This window comes from Chitinophaga fulva (assembly GCF_012927205.1).
Classification (GTDB): domain Bacteria; phylum Bacteroidota; class Bacteroidia; order Chitinophagales; family Chitinophagaceae; genus Chitinophaga; species Chitinophaga fulva.
On the sequence record NZ_JABBGC010000003.1, the window covers coordinates 816,300 to 832,735 of the forward strand.

The following is a 16,436-nucleotide window of genomic DNA, read 5'->3' on the forward strand; positions in this document are numbered from 1 at the left end:
TTCCCGTTATGACAACAGCATCCAAAGTGGCCATCGTTACCGGCGCAGGCCAGGGCATCGGCTTCGAGATCTGCCGGCAGCTGGCGGCCAACGGCACCGCCGTTATCCTTAATGACATGGACGCCCGGCTGGCCGCTGCGGCAGCCAATACCATCACCTCGGAAAACGGCAAATGCATTGCCTTTCCCGGCGATGCCAGCGATGTAAGCTTTATTCAGAAAATGGTACATGCCGCCGTGGTACAATACGGCGGCCTCGATATTGTGATCGCCAATGCCGGCATCACGCTGTTCGGCGACTTCTTCACCTACACTCCGGCAGCCTTCAACCGCGTGATGCAGGTGAACCTGGCCGGTACTTTCTTTCTGGCACAGGCAGCGGCCAACCAGATGAAAAAACAACAACGCGGCGGCGCCATCCTCTTCACCTCTTCAGTAACGGGCCATCAGGCACACAAAGACCTCGCAGCCTATGGTATGAGTAAAGCCGCGCTGGAAATGCTCGCTAAAAACCTGGTGATTGAATTATCTCCCTATAAGATCACCGTGAATACCATTGCACCAGGCGCCACACTCACAGAAAGGACATTGTCTGAACCCGGCTACGCCGATACCTGGTCAAAGCTCACGCCTATGGGGCGTGCAGCCACGACAGCAGACATTGCGCAGGCGGCGTTGTTCCTGGTATCAGAACAGGCACGGCATATCACCGGGCAAAGCCTCGTGATTGATGGCGGCTGGACCAGCACCAGTCCTCAGCCTTAGTACCCCACTGAAATCAGGTCCATCAGTTCCTCCGCAGAGAGGCGGCCGGACTGATCACTGCCTTCCAGCAGGCGGTCGGCTAGGTCACGTTTGCTGTTATGCAGCTCGATGATTTTTTCTTCGATGGTATGTTGCGCTATCAGCCGGTAGATAGTGACCGGCCTTGTTTGTCCGATGCGGTGCGCCCTGTCGGAAGCCTGTTCCTCGATGGCCGGGTTCCACCACGGGTCCAGGTGTACCACATAGTCTGCGGCGGTCAGGTTCAGTCCTACCCCGCCGGCTTTGAGGCTGATGAGGAACAGCTGCCCTTTGCCTCCCTGGAAATCACGCACCAGCTGCTCCCGCTGCGGTATCGGCGTAGACCCGTCGAGATACAGACAGGTAATGCCCCGTTGCACCAGCGCATCTTTTACCAGCTCCAGGTGACGCACAAACTGGCTGAACACCAGTGCGCGGTGGTTGTTGGAAATCAGCTCCTGTGCTATCTCCAGGAAGACATTCAGTTTGGAAGAAGTAATACTGCTTTCGCCATCCACCAGCTGCGGATGACAGGCAGACATACGCAGGCGGCTGATTTCTGCCAGCGCCTTCATCTGCCGACGGCCCAGGTTCTCTTCCGGCACGGCCAGGTTCTCCACGGCCTTACGGCGTATCGCCTCATAAAACGACATCTCCTCATAAGACAGTTCCACCAACCGGGTGATCTCCGTTTTAGGCGGCAGTTCTTCTAATACAGCTGTCTTGGTGCGGCGTAGCAGGAAAGGCGTTAATAACCGCTTCAGGTGCTGCTTCACTGTACTCTCTGGATTTCGGACACTGGGGAATACAAATTGTTCGTTGAAATGATCGAGCGTTCCAAGCAGTCCAGGGTTCAGGAAATTAAAGAGGTTCCATATTTCCCCCATGTGATTTTGTATAGGCGTGCCCGTTAGCATCAGGCGGAAATCTGCCTGCAATGCCATGGCTGCCTTGGAGGTTTTGGTCTGATAGTTTTTGATGGTATGGGCTTCATCCAACACGGCAGTGCTCCATTGTACGCCGGCAAACAGCTGGGCTTCCTGTTGCAAAATACCATAGGTAGCTACTACCACATCGAAAGCACCAACGCCTTTGAGCTGGGCCGCGCGCTTGCCGGGTTGCAGCTGAATGATATTCAGTGATGGGGCAAAACGGCTGACTTCATTTACCCAGTTGGGCAATACAGAAGCGGGGCTGATCACCAGCGCCGGTCCTTCCTCAGCACGATGCAGCAATAACGCGATCGCCTGCACGGTTTTACCAAGGCCCATATCATCCGCCAGGCAGGCGCCGGCCCCCCAGGCGGCGAGGTGTGCCAGCCAGCGGAAACCCTCTTCCTGATAAGGACGTAAGTTAGTCTGCAATGTTACCGGCACTTCAGGATGCAGGTCCATGGCCATATCACGTTTACGAATAAACGCACGCCAGGCTTCATCTACTTCTGCCTGACCGGCTTCCTGCAACCAGTCGTCCAGCATGGAAGCAGCATACCGCGGGATACCAAGTCCCTGCGGCCCGTCTATGGCGATGCTCGCCAGTTCGTTCAGCCGTTTGCGTAAGTCGGTGGTCAGTGAAAGAAATTCGCCATTGTCCAGCGCGAGGAAACGTTTCTTGATAATACGTTTGGTGTCCAGCAGTTCCCGGAAAGTCAACACCAGGTTTTCATCCACCCGTATTTCAGCATTACAGAGGAACCAGTGTCCTTTTTCTTTCAGGGATAAAGCGACGTGGGAGAAGTTCACCTGGTCTTTTACCTGGTAACGTTCGCCTTCCGGCCATTCAGCACGCACCAGTTCGGGATAGGCGCGTATCAGGTCCAGCAGTTCGAGGCAGTCGGCCGGGTCTTCAAACACCAGCGTATCGGCCACCAGCTCCTGCGGCACAATCTGTTGTATCAGTTCCAGCAGCCGTGTTTCGTTGGCTTTCTCCAGCTCCAGCTGGCGGTTGGCCTGCCAGCGCTCTCCATTGCTGATACCAATGATATGGGCAGCGCCGGCGCCGGGCTTGCAATAAGGCGGGTCCAGCGTGAACGGCTTCACAAACAGTCCCGCTTTGATACCGGCACCGAAAGGCAGCAGCTGTATCACGATGCGGGCATCGCCTTCGCGCTTGCGGATATTGATGGTGCCGTCGCCCAGTTCGGAATGCACCGTCAGGTGGGCGCCTATGCTTTTCAGCACCTGCATCAGTTTCTCGCGTCCTTCTGCCGGCACCACCGGTACCTGCGACAGCGTTTGCAGCACTTTGCGCTGCTGCGGAGTGAGACGGATAATTTTTAACCGGGTAGGCGTCTCTTTCACAAACACCAGCTCGCTCGAATAATCATCGATGTTAGCAGTAAACGTATATCCTTTACCATTATAATTCACCATCAGCTCCGGGATGCCTTTTACAATCTCCACCGGTATGGTTGGATTTTCATCCAGGAAAAGGAAGGGATGCCCTGCCAGTTCCTCCCACACACGGTTATCGAAAGAAAAAGCTTCGCCATCGTGGTTATAGTAGTGATCTTTTTGTATGGTCATGCTGATGCGCTGGTCCTGATCGGTCATTGCTTCGGCCTTGCCATCTTTCAATTTCTTCAGTGGTACGGTGCGCCCGCTGCTCCAGGTGCCATCACCGTTGGCTGTTTGTACAACAGGCTGCAGCTTGTAGTGATTAAAATCTATCAGGTAGATCAACCGGTTTACCGGCACCGGTTTGGGCTTGCCGGCAGCATCGTCTGGCGAGAGCAGGGTGTTCAGCAACCGCTCCCAGTCGGCCGTGATCTTTATCTGCGATAATACCGGCTCATACCGTACGACGGCCCCTGCGGCGGTAAAGGCAGGTGCATAGCCGGCGTAACCGGCATCCCGGAAAAGGTACAAATATTCGTAGGTGAGTAACCGGTAGTGGTACTCCATACCACGGCGCAGCAATACATCTGCCTGCACGCGGAAAGTGATCAGCAGCTTGCTGCGCGGATGCAACAGCTGCAACGCTATCACTGACAGGTAGCTCAGTAATGGTTGTTCGTTTCTCTCCAACAACAACAGCAACAGGTTCTCCGCTTTTTCTTTTCTGCCGGCATGCAGGTACAACAGGCAGATAGCAGGCGTAACAGCAGGAAAAAGTTTTCGTTCGTAGCCTGTCAATAATTTCTGGACCACTGGATTACTCTTCTCTCCCGGCAACAGTGTCAATGTCAGCGCATAATAAAAAGCAAACAACGGTGAAACAGGCAGCGTGTTCTTTTTGTCGTACTGCCGTTGCCGTTTGATGCCCTTATCAAAAGCTGTCAACGCTGCAGCAGGCTGTCCCTGGTACAGTGTCACCAATGCTTTGCCAAACAATTCGTCGGGAGTGGCATCACCGAAAGCAGTGTGCAAATCACCCTGTAATAGTTGCAGCTCCGGGAAACTGTTGCCACTGCGTTGTTGCAGGGCCAGCAAATCTTCTATAGGCGGTAGTTGCAGCAGATGAAATTTTACGGCAAAAGCGAAGATGCTGTCCATCGCTGTTTCGGAGAACAGCTTGAGCAGCCCTTCATAGGCGGGGAAGAATAGCAGGTATGATAACCACGGCTGGTACTCGGACAGCTCCAGTTCCATTCGCCGGATAGGCGGCGACAACAAGTAGCGGTCGCCGGTAAACCATGCTACCAGTAATTGTTGAAGGTCCTGCAACCGGGCGTTGACAGAGTAAAACGCATGTATCGCGCGACCGGTGCGGTCTACCACCGGCTGATACTCCGGCCGTACAATATTGGCGGGCAACAGCTGAAAGCTCAATGCGGGCGGCAGGTTGTAATGCCCGTTGACATTCATCTGCAACAGTTCCTGTTCCCGCAGGTCGAGCAGCGTGTCTTCCAGCTCCGGCCGGGAGAAAGGAGTGAGCAGTTGCACAGCGTCAAACAAGGTATGCTTGTCTAACGGGTAAAGATATATAGAGAGCACGTCCATCACCAGCCGCACGGGGTCTGACTGGGAGTGGTACCGTTGCAAATACCAGGCGTCATTGATCATACCGCCAAATGTAGCGCATTTCAGGAAATGACGGAGACGCCTTTGGCTTTGAACTGTGCCGCTGTGGAAGTGGGCAGCTGCCGGTCTGTAATGAGGTGATCAAACATCGTGAGCGGGGCATATTTCAGGTAGCTGTCCTTTCCTATTTTGCCGGAATCGCACAATAGGTACACGATGTCAGCCTGTGCCGCCATGGCTTTGCTGATAGAAGCTTCTTTTTCACTGAAGGCTGTCAGCCCGTTTCTCAGCGACAGCCCGTCTGTGCCGATGAAGGCTTTCATGCCATGGTAACTATCGATATGTTGCAGTGCCCGCTGACCGTGCATGGCTTTTCTTTCTTTGTCTACCTCGCCGCCGATAAGGTTTACCGTTATCTGGTCACAATCCATAAAAGCCGCCACTACCGGCAGGGAATTGGTGATTACCCGCAGCGGTCCTGTTTTTCGCAGGTGCTGGCACATGGCAAATACGGTGCTGCCGCAATCGAGGAAAATGGTGTCTCCCGGTTTCACCTGCGCCGCCGCCAGTTTTCCGATATGCTGCTTCCGCTCCTGCCCTACGCCGGCTTTATCCACAAAAGCGGTAAACGGATGCAAAGCCGGTGCTTTCATGGCGCCGCCATGTGTGCGTACCAGCAGCCCTTCCTCTGCCAGCTGTTGCAGGTCACGCCGGATGGTGATCGCTGAAATACCCAATGCGTCCGCTATTTCCTGTACGTCCCTGTTATCATGCTGGTCCAGCAGTTTCAATATTTTTTGTTTTCGCTCCGGAAGTCCCATTTTTTATCTACTTTTGATCAAAACAATCAAATTCGATCAAATATAATCATTTTTATGACACCCAGAGTAAAAATCATTGAAGAAGCGGTCTTGTCCAACAATTGGTATACCTTAAAAAAAGTGACCTATGACTACCAGAAGAGTGATGGCGATTGGGAGCAGCGCTCCCGCGAAGCATACGACCGTGGCAATGGTGCCGTGATCCTGTTGTACAACAAAGCGCAGCAGACGGTCATCCTCACCCGCCAATTCCGGATGCCGACCTACATCAACGGCAACGCTGACGGTATGCTAATAGAAGCCTGTGCCGGCCTGCTCGACAAAGACAATCCGGAAGAATGTATCCGCCGGGAAGCGGAAGAAGAAACGGGCTACCGTATTACAGATGTCAGGAAGATATTCGAGGCTTACATGTCACCGGGTTCGGTTACGGAGATCCTGTATTTTTTTGTAGCGGCGTACGACAGCTCTATGAAGGTAACCGATGGCGGCGGGCTGGAACACGAGCAGGAAGAAATTGAAGTACTGGAAGTCCCCTTCAAAGAGGCGCTGCAAATGATCGCCGACGGCCGTATCTGCGACGGAAAAACGATCATGCTGCTGCAATATGCACAATTACATCAGTTGCTCTGACTTTTCTTATCTTTAGGATGCCGGCATCAAACGGCCCGTTCCATGCAATACCAGACCATCCGGCCTTCGGCCAGGTTTCGCGACATAGTGAGATTTTACTGGGTACTGGAAAGCGATCAGCCCTACACGCATCATTCCATGGCAGATATGTGCCCGGAACTGTTGTTTCATTATCATGGGCTGTTTGACGAATTGTTGCCCAACGGTACGCGGGACGCTTCGTTCTCTGCCGGCATCCACGGACAAAGCCAAACTACCCGGAAATTCCACACCAACAGCGGTTTTGGCATATTCGGCGTTTATCTTTACCCCCAGGCCATTCCGCTGCTTTTTAACATGCCGACCAGCGAACTGACCAACCAGATGCCTGATCTCAGCACGCTACTGATGGGCACCGGCAAACAGCTGGAAGAAAAGATCGCGCTGGCGATCAATCATCAACAAAGGATTCTTATACTGGAAGACTTCCTGGAGCAACGGCTGTCCAGGCAGGACAATGTGCAACCACCTGTTTTCCGCGCTATACAGACCATCATCGAAAACGAGGGCATGGTACCGGTCAAACAACTGGCGCAGGACCACTACCTGTCCACCCGCCAGTTTGAAAGGCAGTTCCGGCAATATGCGGGCTTCACTCCCAAAATGTTCTCCCGTATTGCCCGTTTTCATGCGGCCATCCGGCGATATGGCCCTGACGCGCCTTCCCTCACACAAATAGCGCTGGATTGTGGCTACTACGACCAGTCGCATTTCATCCATGATTTCAGGGAGTTCTCCGGAGAGCACCCCAAAGCCTTCTTCTCCGGCCGTTCCGGCGCCACCGCCTGGATGGATTAAAATGTCGCGTTTTTCCAATTTTCACAACACTGCTGAAACTAGCTTCGCGGTATTGTTTCACTGTTAATAACTACTATTATGAAGATTCCAGCAGGGCATCACACCGTTATTCCTTATCTCATGCTCGAAAACGCCAGCGACTTCCTGACCTTTGCACAAGAAGTGTTCCAGGCTAAACTCAGCCATGTCAGTTTACATGATGATAAACTGGTACGCCACGCGGAATTGGTGATCGGCGACAGCACCATTATGGCCTGTAATGCGCGGGACCAATGGAAGGCGCAGCCTGGCCAGCTGTTCATTTATGTGGAAGATGCCGACGCCAGCTTCCAGACTGCACTTGACCATGGAGCCCTCACTGTCATGGAATTAAGCGATCAGCCCTATGGCAGGACCTGCGGGGTCAAAGATCCTTGTGGCAATACCTGGTGGATTACCTCGGTAAAATAACGGTCTAGCATAAACGTTTTCCGAGGGCTATCACCTTTTGTATACCCTTTTCTTTACCACCTGGCTTTATGAATTTAATAGGGGCTATGTAGGTAGTCCCTGTTATTTTGAGACCACAGAAACGCAGGACCATGCTACGGAAAGCACGCACGCCGGCAGCCCTGTAGTACAAGGTGTGAAACCATATGGGTGTATCCATGGTACAGATGAGGCGGGACGTTTTGCCTTTCAGTTTCTTTTCTATCATCATGCTGTTTTCCTTGTAGCTGAAAGCAAATCCCGGCAGGAAAAGCCGGTCAAAGAACCCTTTCATGAGCGCGGGCAGGGTGCCCCACCATAACGGGAAAATCCATACAATATGTTCAGCAGCCCGGATTTTTTCCCAGGCGTCCAGTAAGTCGGGCTCCAGTTCCATCCGTTTGCGGTAACCATAGCGCAGATTAGGGTCAAACTGCAGCGAGCCGAGATGAATTTCCGTCACATCAGCGCCGGCTTGCAGTGCGCCGGATTTATAAGCTTCCTGTAATTGCGTGTTGTAGCTTTCACGGTCAGGGTGACCGTTAACGATCAATATCTTTTTCATGCCTGCAAAGCTACCGGTAGCCTTGCAGCTGGCTCTGAACAAATGTTAATTTTTCCGCAGGCGGCTGAGATGTTGTGGTGTAATACCGAGATAGGAAGCCAGGTATTGCAGCGGCACCTGTTGTATCATACGCGGATGTTTGCGCACCATTTCCTCATAACGTTCTTTGGCGGTGTATTGCTGAAAAGAACGGATGCGTTGTTCCATCATCACAAATTCCTGTTCCCCTAAAGTGCGGCCGGTATTGGCCCAGCGGATATTCCGTTCGTACAGGCTATAAAGATCGTCGCGGTCCAGCACCTGCAGCTCACAATCGGTGATGGCCTGCATGTTTTCAAAAGCAGGCTGTCCGGTGATGAGGCTGGAATAGGCCGTCACCAGCTGCCCTTCAAACATAATACAATCGGTAATTTCCTCCCCGTTGTCCTTTACGTAGAAAGAACGCAGGATGCCTTTGCTGAGAAAGGCCAGCTGCCGGCACACGCTTCCTTCACGGATAAAATAATCCTGTTTTTCCAGCTGTATGGTTTTCATGACCTGGTGAAGTTCGTCCAGATCGGCTGCTGTTAACTGTGAATGACGGAAAATATTCATCCTACAAAGTTCTGCTTTTTTGGGGGATAAAGAAGGTTACTTCTCCAGCGCCGCTTTGCGCAGCTGTTGCAGGCATTTGTATTTCTGGTTATCGGCGGTATGTTTGTTTTTCCAGCCCATTTTTTGCGCCAGCAGCGCCATCGGTTGCTGATAAAAAAAGAGGGCTTTTATTATTCGTTTACAGTTCACCGTTATACGTGCCAGCCATCCCTGCACCTGCGCAGTTGCAGGGGGTTCCGGGAAAATGTCGGGCATGCCGCCTTCTTCCGGAAGCCCCGTTGTTCCCGGCAGCAGCAGGCGATTATCGCGCAGGCGTTTGCACCAGCAGTTACGGGCAATAGCGTAAAGGAATGTTTTGAGCGAGGCTGTCAGTATAAAATCCGGGGCTTGTATTTTCTGTATCAGTACCAGCATGACTTCCTGAAAAACATCTTCCGCATCGGCAGCGTGACCATTGTTTTGTTGCACATAGGCCGCTACCATGGGAAAATACTGCCGGTAGATGACAGCCGTTGCGTGGCGGTCGCCTGCTTTCAGTTGTATGATGAGTTCCTGATCTGTGAGGGTTGTCATAAAAACGATTTAATCAACCAGTTGATACCATAAAGATTAAATGATCACCCAATAGTTTCAACTTTTTTTTGATGACGGCTTTCGTGAGCCAGCAGCCATTCTTTACGCCAGATACCGCCGCCGTAGCCAGTCAGGTCGCCATTGCCTGCCACGATGCGGTGGCAGGGCACCACGATAGAGATGCGGTTCATGCCATTAGCGTGCCCTACGGCGTGTACCGCGTAGGGGCGCTGCAGCAGCGTGGCCTGTTGTTTATAGCTCCGTACATCGCCATAAGGCACGGTGAGCAGCAGCTGCCATACCGCCTGCTGAAAGTCCGTTCCCGGCAGGTGCAAGGGCACGGAAAAAGTATGCAGGTTGCCGGCGAAGTAGGCGTCCAGCTCCTGTTGCAACAAGGAAAAATGCGGATGATTTCCCTCCTCCACAGTGGCCTTCAGCAGCCTGCGGAGCGAAGCCCATTGTGCGTCCAGGATTTTCCGTTCGGTAAACTCGAGCAGGCAGATGCCTTCGGCAGTAGCACCGGCGATCATGATGCCCAGCGGTGTTTCCAGTTGTGTTTGATATATGGTGTTATTACTTTTCTTCATGATGATTATATCGGTCAATTTACCGATAATTTGACATATCGGGCTTTTAGCCGATATCGGGAAATACCAAAAAGCCCCCCGCTGACAAGCAGCAGAGGGCATAGGTCACACATATGGATGTTCTATTCCGCTTTCATCGCGTAGGCTTTACCGTAAGTCAGTTTCCGCCATATCCACTCTACCGGGCCAAAGCGGAAGTGGTTCATCCACCAGGAACTGGCAGCGAGTTGAAGTCCCAGCACCAGCAGCCAAATGAGCAGGTACACGGGAGGGCTGGCATATGCATACAGTCCGCCGCCGAAACTGTAGTAAATCCAGATACAGGTAACAGATTGCAGGAGATAGTTAGTTGCCGCCATCCGCCCGGCGGCCTGGAAAGGCCGCAACCATTGCTGCCATTGAGCACGTTGCAGCAGGCGGGTAAGGGTGGCGATATAAAATATACCGATAAGAGGACTCGCAATGTAAGCGTCCATCATCATGATGTTGCCGCCCTGCGGCGTATTGGGCTCGGCTTTGCCAAACAGCGCCACACAAATCACCAGCGGCCAGCCCAGCAGGGCGCTCCAGGTCTGCACCTTCCGGATAAGCACCTCATGTGCGTCCGGCTGACGGAAGATCCCCCGCTTGCCGGCATAGGCGCCCAGCAGGAACATAGCCAGCATCAACGGCGTTTCAAACAGGTAACCCATGCGGGCCATCACCAGGTCGGCCCCATTCTGCTCCCATATCTGCCGGAGCGTGCCGGAGCGGTATACCTCGATAGCTTTGTTGCCGGCATCACTGTAGGCAACACCATCCTTGTAAAAATCCGGGCCGATGAGCGTACCTGCCGCCACATATAATACCACTGGTACGATCAGCAGACCTATGGCCCATTTCAGCAAAGCCGGCGGGGACATCTTCCTGAAAAAAAGCAACAGTACGCCCAGCACACTGTAAAAGCAGAGCACATCGCCAAACCAGATCAGGTGGGCGTGTATCCAGCCGATACCCAACAGTACCAGAAGACGGCGCAGGAACAGTCGTACCGGCGGCAGTCCCTTCCTTTCCGCACTTTGCAGGAAGAGTATAAACCCAAGGCCAAACAGGAAAGAGAACATAGACACAAACTTGCCTTCGGCGAAAAAGCTGATCAACTGTTCCACCACCTTATTGGACGCGCCGGGCCAATAGGCTGACGGGGTCATATAAAGGGCAGGGAAAGCGAAAAGGCCCATATTCACCAAAAGGATGCCTCCCAATGCCACGCCCCTGATAGCGTCCAGCGCGTCTATACGGCGACCGGCAGGTGATGGAAGGGTAGGTACGAACGACTGCATAAAATAATTTTGTTTTATTTGATGCTGCAAAATTGGGGAAGTGCAGGCAGTCGCCGTTTGACATATATCAAATAATTATCCCTTCGCCCGGATGCGGCTCAGGGTCTCCAGGGTAATGCCCAGATAGGAAGCGATATGGCTCAACTGCACATTCCGCACTATTTGCGGGTAGCGCTCCAACAGCAGTTCATAGCGCTCCTTAGCCGTAGCGAACTGCAGGCTGGCCAACCGTTCTTCCAGCCAGATAGCATAGGCTTCCATGCTCAGCGTCCATACTTTTTCCAGTACCGGGAACTGCGCCCGCAACTGGGTCAGCTTCTCCACAGACACCACTTCCACCAGGCTGTCTTCCAGCACTTCAAATGATTCCGGGCTGGGCGTCAGGCGGGTAGCGCTTTCCAATGACATCACCACATCGCTGGCAAAACAAAAAGAGGTGGTGATCTCCCGGCCATCTTTCAAATAAAATCCTCTGACAGCGCCGGAAAGCAGGGTATAACAGTAACGGCAGATCTGCCCCTGCTCCAGCAGCAGGTCCCCTTTTTTAAACATCTTTTCCTGCGCCGCCTCATAGTAAGCGTTGCGCAGCGTCTCATCCTGAAAAGCAGTGGTCAGCAGTTCTTCGATAATGGCTTCCTGGTATTTCATGACAGCAAGGTACGGAATGAGACACTGCGACTATCTGACGGGAAAAAATATATTTGGTTTGTAATACAAACTATATTTACTTTTGATTTAAAGTTGATGATTGCATGGAAACGACCGACAATAATATGAATCCCCTGCAAGGGCTGAAAATCATTACAGAAGCCATTTCCCAAACCCGGGAAAATGCGAGGGAGCACAGTTTCCTGTTTCTGCTCTGGGGCTGGCTCATAGCGGCGGGTTGTATCCTGTTTTTTATCCTGAAGACATTCACTTCATTTAAATTGTTTTTCCTCCCCTTCCCGATATTGGTGGCCGTAGGTATTTTCCTTTCCTTCCGACATTATCAGTCGGGCCCAAGAGCGGTCCAGACCTACCTTGGTTTTTACCTGAAGAACCTCTGGCTGGTATTGGGCATCAGCTTTATCGTATCGGTACTGATTAATGTGTTGCAACATAACCAGCCCTTTACCAGTAATATGCTGATTGGCGGGGCAGGTACGCTGGTAACCGGACTGGTATTACGTTTCCGGCCACTGATAAGCGGTGGTATATTGTTTTTTATTTTGGCAGTGGCCAGTATCTTTGTGCCGGACCAGTATGCCCCTTTGCTGCTGGGCGTAGCCGTATTAACCGGCTATCTGGCGCCGGGGTACCTGCTTAAAAAGTCAACAGTATAAACATGTTCAATGATTTAGATCCTGTTTTAAACACACCAGTGCGATTGGCCATTGTGTCTGTACTGATCAAATTAAAACAGGCAGATTTTGCTTATTTGATGGAAGCCACCAGTACCACGCAGGGTAACCTGAGCCATCAGATCAAAAAACTGAGTGAAGCAGCATATATAGAAGTGATTAAAACCTATAAGGGCAACTATCCGCATACTATCTGTAAACTTACTGCTAAAGGCCGCAAAGCTTTTGAACAGTATGTAGAAGACATCAAAAAGTACCTGCACCTGTAAGGGGTGCAGTCAACCGGTACGATGACCGGCTTTTTTTAAACCATTTTAGTTTGCAATACAAACTACATTAATAATAAGATAATCATGAAAGGTAAAACTATATTGATCACCGGCGGTACTTCGGGGCTGGGTGCCGCCGCCGCCCGTGTCTTCGCCGCCATGGAGGCACGGGTAATTTTCTGTGGCCGGCGCTTGGCTGAAGGACTACAAATGGAAACCAGCATCCGCGCGGACGGTGGCGAAGCTACCTTCGTACAGGCTGATGTGACGAACGAGCAACAAGTGGAACATCTCGTCAACGAAACATGCAGGCTGTACGGTCCGCCGGATGCTGCTTTTAACAATGCCGGCGCCAACCTGTACACCGGTCCCCTGGACCAGATGACGGGCCGGCAGTTTTCCGATACCCTGGCCGTCAACCTCACCGGCACCTTCCATTCCCTCAAATATGAAATACAGGCCATGAAATCAAACGGTGGCAGCATCATCAACACCGCCAGTACAGCAGGGGTAAAAGGTGTAGGCCAGGGCATCGCGGCCTATGTAGCCGCCAAACATGGCGTAATCGGTCTTACCAAAGCAGCGGCATTAGAACAGGCACGCAACGGCATCCGCGTCAACGCGCTGGTGGTCAGCGCCATCCAGACGGAACAGTGGCTGAAGGGCATCTCCTCCAAACCCGGGATGCAGGAAAAGATAGCCGCCGCCATGCCCACCGGCAGAATATCTACGGTGGAAGACATCATCCCCGCCATCCTGTTCCTTGCATCGGAGCAGTCCACATACATCACCGGCGCCGCTATCCCCGTCGATGGCGGTATCACCGCCGGATAAACGCCTTAAATCAACATTATGCATCTCCTTTCATTATGGACCGCCACCATCGCGGCCGCTATCGTTTTCCTTGCCGGCTCCTGGGAGCGTATCTTCCGCATGCCACACTGGTTTGCCGATCCGCCACGCTCCTTCGCATTGATCGCACCACAAACCAAACACTCCGCACGTTTTTGGATACCGCTGCAACTGACGTTCCTCGGTTCATTCATTACCGCCCTGATCACGAACTGGCCGCAGCCACAGGTAAGGCCTTACCTGCTGATGGCGCTGGTTTGTTTCATGGCAGTGACCATCCCCACCGCTACCTATTTTGTGAAGGAAATCATTGCTTTTTCCAAAATGACGGAAGACACGCCACGCACACCAGAGCTGCTGAAAAGAAGCCGGACATGGATAGTGTGGACCACCTCCCGGAACATCCTCCAGTTTATTTCGTTTCTCCTGATCGTGTGGGCTTTGTTTAACGGGTACTATTAAACGAATACCATGAAAAAATTATACATTATCACATTGACAATACTTACCTTGGCGGCCAATGCCCAAACCAACAACCGCATGGATATTCAACAAATTAGACAACAGTTCGACCAACTGGGGGACATCTACCCCGCTGATGAAACCGTGAAAATTGAAAGCACCACCATAGCAGCGGTGCCCTGTCACTGGTTTACACCCGCCAATGCCACCACAGATGAAATCATTATTCTGCTGCATGGCGGCTCTTATGCATTAGGCTCACTGCATTCACACAAGGCCATGACCAGCCACTTCGCCGCTTCGCTCCGCCGGAAAATACTGCTGGTGGAATATGCACTGGCGCCGGAACATCCGTTCCCCGCAGGCCGCAACGATGCGGAAAAAGTATACCGTCATATTGCTGCCGCCTTTCCCGCCGCCCGCATCTTCCTGCTGGGCGACAGCGCAGGCGGTGGTATCCTCGTTTCTGCCCTTCATCAGTTGACCGGCACACCGGTTAAACAGCCATCCGGCGTAGTGCTCATTTCCCCCTGGCTGGACCTTCGCTGTGAGAATGAATCGTATGAAACACGCAGGGCCGACGATCCTATCCTGAGCAAAGAAGAAATGAAACGATTTGCAGGTTACTATGCGGACGGCCAGATTGATGCTGCCAGCGCGGGCCTGTTAACCTTCGCCACATTCCCGCCGGTACTAATACTGACAGGCTCACGGGAAGTACTATACGATGATAGCAAACATTTCTACGAACGCATCCGGTCCGTGGCGCCTTTTGCAGATATGATCACGATGGATGGCCAAACACATGTATGGCCGCTGACAGCTATTCAGTCGCCCGCCACGATCAGCACGCTGGAGAAAATCAGCGCATTCATGGATATTCATGGATAATATTGGGTATCTTACCATATTATCAATATGCTCCTTATGGAAAACCAGACAGCGCTTCTTTCTGCCTCTACGTTGGTAAAGGCGCCCATCGAAAAAATATGGGACTACTGGACAGGACCGGAACACATCATGCAATGGAACAATCCTTCCACCGAATGGAAGACCACATCCGTAGAAAATGATGTCCGCTCCGGTGGCAAATTCAGCTTCGTGATGGAAACAGAAAACGGCGGCGGCTTTACCTTCGCAGGCGCTTACGACGAAGTGATACTGCACGAAAAACTGAGCTACATCCTGTCCGATGGCAGAAGGACCATCGATCTGTTCAGTGTTACACCGGAAGGCGTAACCATCACAGAGCTGTTTGATCCGGAAAAAGGCACCCCCGAAGCAGACCAGCAGGCTTTCTGTGCAGGCGTGCTCGAACACTTCCGCCGGTATGCGGAAAATCATTAAGTTTCCACCCAACAACCAATAAAAGACGGGATGGCCGCATGGCCGTCCCGTTTGTTTTATATTCCCTATCTTCGCCGCATTGATCTGTAATTGTGCGTTAACGACATGAAATACAATATCAAGGGTAAAACGTATACCTATATTGCTGACATAAAAGACAACAACCCCGTCAGACTTAGTTTTGATCAGCTTTCCGTTCAAACTTTCCACCTCAGTTTTGAGCCATGGCACCACAACGGCTATTGGGACCATACCTGTGTGCCTCATGTGCTCCTGGATGGTGATACCGTCATCGCCAATGCCACCGTCAATGTTCTCCGGGTACGCTGGCAGGAAGAAGAAAAAACCTGGCTGCAGCTGGGCACCGTCATGACCCACCCCGATTACCGCCATCAGGGCCTTTCCCGGTGGCTGATGGACAAAATCTTTGAGGAATGGGAAGGCCAGTACAACCTCATGTTCCTTTTCGCCAATGAAAGGGTGCTCGACTTTTATCCGAAATTCGGATTCGTACCAGTCAGCGAATATCAATACCATACCCGGCAACTAACGCCGCAACCAGGGAAAGTACGTCAGCTGGATATGGACAACGCAGCCGACTGCGCATTGCTCCTCCGGAAATATGCACAGTCCAACCCCTTTGCAGCGCTCACTGTCACCGACCCTGCCGGCCTGCTGATGTTCTATTGCACACAGTTTATGAAAACATGCGTGTATCATCTCGAAGAAACAGATGTCATCGCTGTGGTGGAACACAAAGAAGGTGTGATGACCTGTCATGATATTTTCGGCGAAACCCATCAATCATTGAACAATATTTTGTCTGTATTGATGGAAAAAAACACCCAACAAATAACACTGGGCTTTACGCCGAAAGACACCAGCGGCTTCACCATGCTGCCGTTGAAGACAGAAGACCTCACGCTGTTTGTGCTGGAGGAACAACAACATCTGTTCGCTGATAACCAGCTGATGATACCCACCTTAGCACATACATAATCACATATCCCAACTGAAAA

Annotated in this window: 19 protein-coding genes; 11 read left to right on the top strand and 8 right to left on the bottom strand. The window is 52.0% G+C overall.

Features of this window, described 5'->3' with window-relative positions; genetic code table 11:
* Positions 1 to 8 precede the first annotated feature (8 nt).
* Complete coding sequence (locus tag HHL17_RS26620) at positions 9 to 764, top strand: SDR family NAD(P)-dependent oxidoreductase (protein ID WP_169227876.1); 756 nt, start codon at positions 9 to 11, stop codon at positions 762 to 764.
* Here HHL17_RS26620 and HHL17_RS26625 read toward each other — a convergent pair.
* Positions 761 to 4,786: a DEAD/DEAH box helicase gene (locus HHL17_RS26625; protein ID WP_169227877.1), complete on the bottom strand. Its 4,026-nt coding sequence runs from the start codon at positions 4,784 to 4,786 to the stop codon at positions 761 to 763. The two genes, HHL17_RS26620 and HHL17_RS26625, sit on opposite strands and share 4 nt — an antisense overlap.
* 20 nt (positions 4,787 to 4,806) lie before the next feature.
* Positions 4,807 to 5,565 (bottom strand): DeoR/GlpR family DNA-binding transcription regulator, encoded by a 759-nt coding sequence (locus HHL17_RS26630; protein WP_169227878.1) that lies wholly within the window; start codon positions 5,563 to 5,565, stop codon positions 4,807 to 4,809.
* A gap of 54 nt (positions 5,566 to 5,619) precedes the next feature.
* On the opposite strand from HHL17_RS26630, the gene nudK reads away from it, so the two are divergent.
* The 3 genes from nudK (at position 5,620) to HHL17_RS26645 (ending at position 7,485) form a co-directional block, all read left to right on the top strand.
* Complete coding sequence (gene nudK, locus HHL17_RS26635) at positions 5,620 to 6,198, top strand: GDP-mannose pyrophosphatase NudK (protein WP_169227879.1); 579 nt, start codon at positions 5,620 to 5,622, stop codon at positions 6,196 to 6,198.
* Between the two features lie 42 nt (positions 6,199 to 6,240).
* On the top strand, positions 6,241 to 7,035 hold the full coding sequence (locus HHL17_RS26640) for a helix-turn-helix domain-containing protein (protein ID WP_169227880.1): 795 nt from the start codon (positions 6,241 to 6,243) through the stop codon (positions 7,033 to 7,035).
* Between the two features lie 78 nt (positions 7,036 to 7,113).
* Complete coding sequence (locus HHL17_RS26645; RefSeq protein WP_169227881.1) at positions 7,114 to 7,485, top strand: VOC family protein; 372 nt, start codon at positions 7,114 to 7,116, stop codon at positions 7,483 to 7,485.
* 4 nt (positions 7,486 to 7,489) lie between these two features.
* On the opposite strand, the gene HHL17_RS26650 is transcribed toward HHL17_RS26645, so the two are convergent.
* From HHL17_RS26650 to HHL17_RS26675, 6 genes are all read right to left on the bottom strand, one after another.
* Positions 7,490 to 8,110, bottom strand: a complete 621-nt coding sequence (locus HHL17_RS26650) for an NAD(P)H-dependent oxidoreductase (protein WP_206156182.1) — start codon at positions 8,108 to 8,110, stop codon at positions 7,490 to 7,492.
* Positions 8,111 to 8,113: 3 nt separating this feature from the next.
* On the bottom strand, positions 8,114 to 8,662 hold the full coding sequence (locus HHL17_RS26655) for a Crp/Fnr family transcriptional regulator (RefSeq protein WP_169227882.1): 549 nt from the start codon (positions 8,660 to 8,662) through the stop codon (positions 8,114 to 8,116).
* Positions 8,663 to 8,698: 36 nt separating this feature from the next.
* On the bottom strand, positions 8,699 to 9,235 hold the full coding sequence (locus HHL17_RS26660; protein WP_169227883.1) for an RNA polymerase sigma factor: 537 nt from the start codon (positions 9,233 to 9,235) through the stop codon (positions 8,699 to 8,701).
* Positions 9,236 to 9,279: 44 nt separating this feature from the next.
* Complete coding sequence (locus tag HHL17_RS26665; protein ID WP_169227884.1) at positions 9,280 to 9,822, bottom strand: methylated-DNA--[protein]-cysteine S-methyltransferase; 543 nt, start codon at positions 9,820 to 9,822, stop codon at positions 9,280 to 9,282.
* A 122-nt stretch (positions 9,823 to 9,944) separates the two neighbouring features.
* On the bottom strand, positions 9,945 to 11,144 hold the full coding sequence (locus tag HHL17_RS26670; protein ID WP_169227885.1) for a DUF418 domain-containing protein: 1,200 nt from the start codon (positions 11,142 to 11,144) through the stop codon (positions 9,945 to 9,947).
* Between the two features lie 75 nt (positions 11,145 to 11,219).
* Entirely contained in the window at positions 11,220 to 11,792 is a 573-nt protein-coding gene (locus HHL17_RS26675) for a Crp/Fnr family transcriptional regulator (RefSeq protein ID WP_169227886.1), read from the bottom strand.
* A 104-nt stretch (positions 11,793 to 11,896) separates the two neighbouring features.
* On the opposite strand from HHL17_RS26675, the gene HHL17_RS26680 reads away from it, so the two are divergent.
* The 7 genes from HHL17_RS26680 to HHL17_RS26710 all read left to right on the top strand — a co-directional run bounded on the left by HHL17_RS26680 (position 11,897) and on the right by HHL17_RS26710 (position 16,416).
* Complete coding sequence (locus HHL17_RS26680; protein WP_169227887.1) at positions 11,897 to 12,469, top strand: hypothetical protein; 573 nt, start codon at positions 11,897 to 11,899, stop codon at positions 12,467 to 12,469.
* 2 nt (positions 12,470 to 12,471) lie between these two features.
* Complete coding sequence (locus tag HHL17_RS26685; RefSeq protein ID WP_078667993.1) at positions 12,472 to 12,756, top strand: winged helix-turn-helix domain-containing protein; 285 nt, start codon at positions 12,472 to 12,474, stop codon at positions 12,754 to 12,756.
* An 84-nt stretch (positions 12,757 to 12,840) separates the two neighbouring features.
* A complete protein-coding gene (locus tag HHL17_RS26690; RefSeq protein ID WP_169227888.1) occupies positions 12,841 to 13,590 on the top strand; it encodes an SDR family NAD(P)-dependent oxidoreductase in 750 nt (249 codons plus the stop codon).
* A gap of 18 nt (positions 13,591 to 13,608) precedes the next feature.
* Complete coding sequence (locus tag HHL17_RS26695; protein ID WP_169227889.1) at positions 13,609 to 14,070, top strand: hypothetical protein; 462 nt, start codon at positions 13,609 to 13,611, stop codon at positions 14,068 to 14,070.
* A 9-nt stretch (positions 14,071 to 14,079) separates the two neighbouring features.
* Positions 14,080 to 14,961, top strand: a complete 882-nt coding sequence (locus HHL17_RS26700; protein ID WP_169227890.1) for an alpha/beta hydrolase fold domain-containing protein — start codon at positions 14,080 to 14,082, stop codon at positions 14,959 to 14,961.
* Positions 14,962 to 14,997: 36 nt separating this feature from the next.
* A complete protein-coding gene (locus HHL17_RS26705; protein ID WP_169227891.1) occupies positions 14,998 to 15,417 on the top strand; it encodes an SRPBCC domain-containing protein in 420 nt (139 codons plus the stop codon).
* A gap of 105 nt (positions 15,418 to 15,522) precedes the next feature.
* Positions 15,523 to 16,416 carry a GNAT family N-acetyltransferase gene (locus tag HHL17_RS26710; protein ID WP_169227892.1) on the top strand — a complete coding sequence of 298 codons (894 nt, stop codon included), beginning with the start codon at positions 15,523 to 15,525 and terminating at the stop codon, positions 16,414 to 16,416.
* Positions 16,417 to 16,436 lie beyond the last annotated feature (20 nt).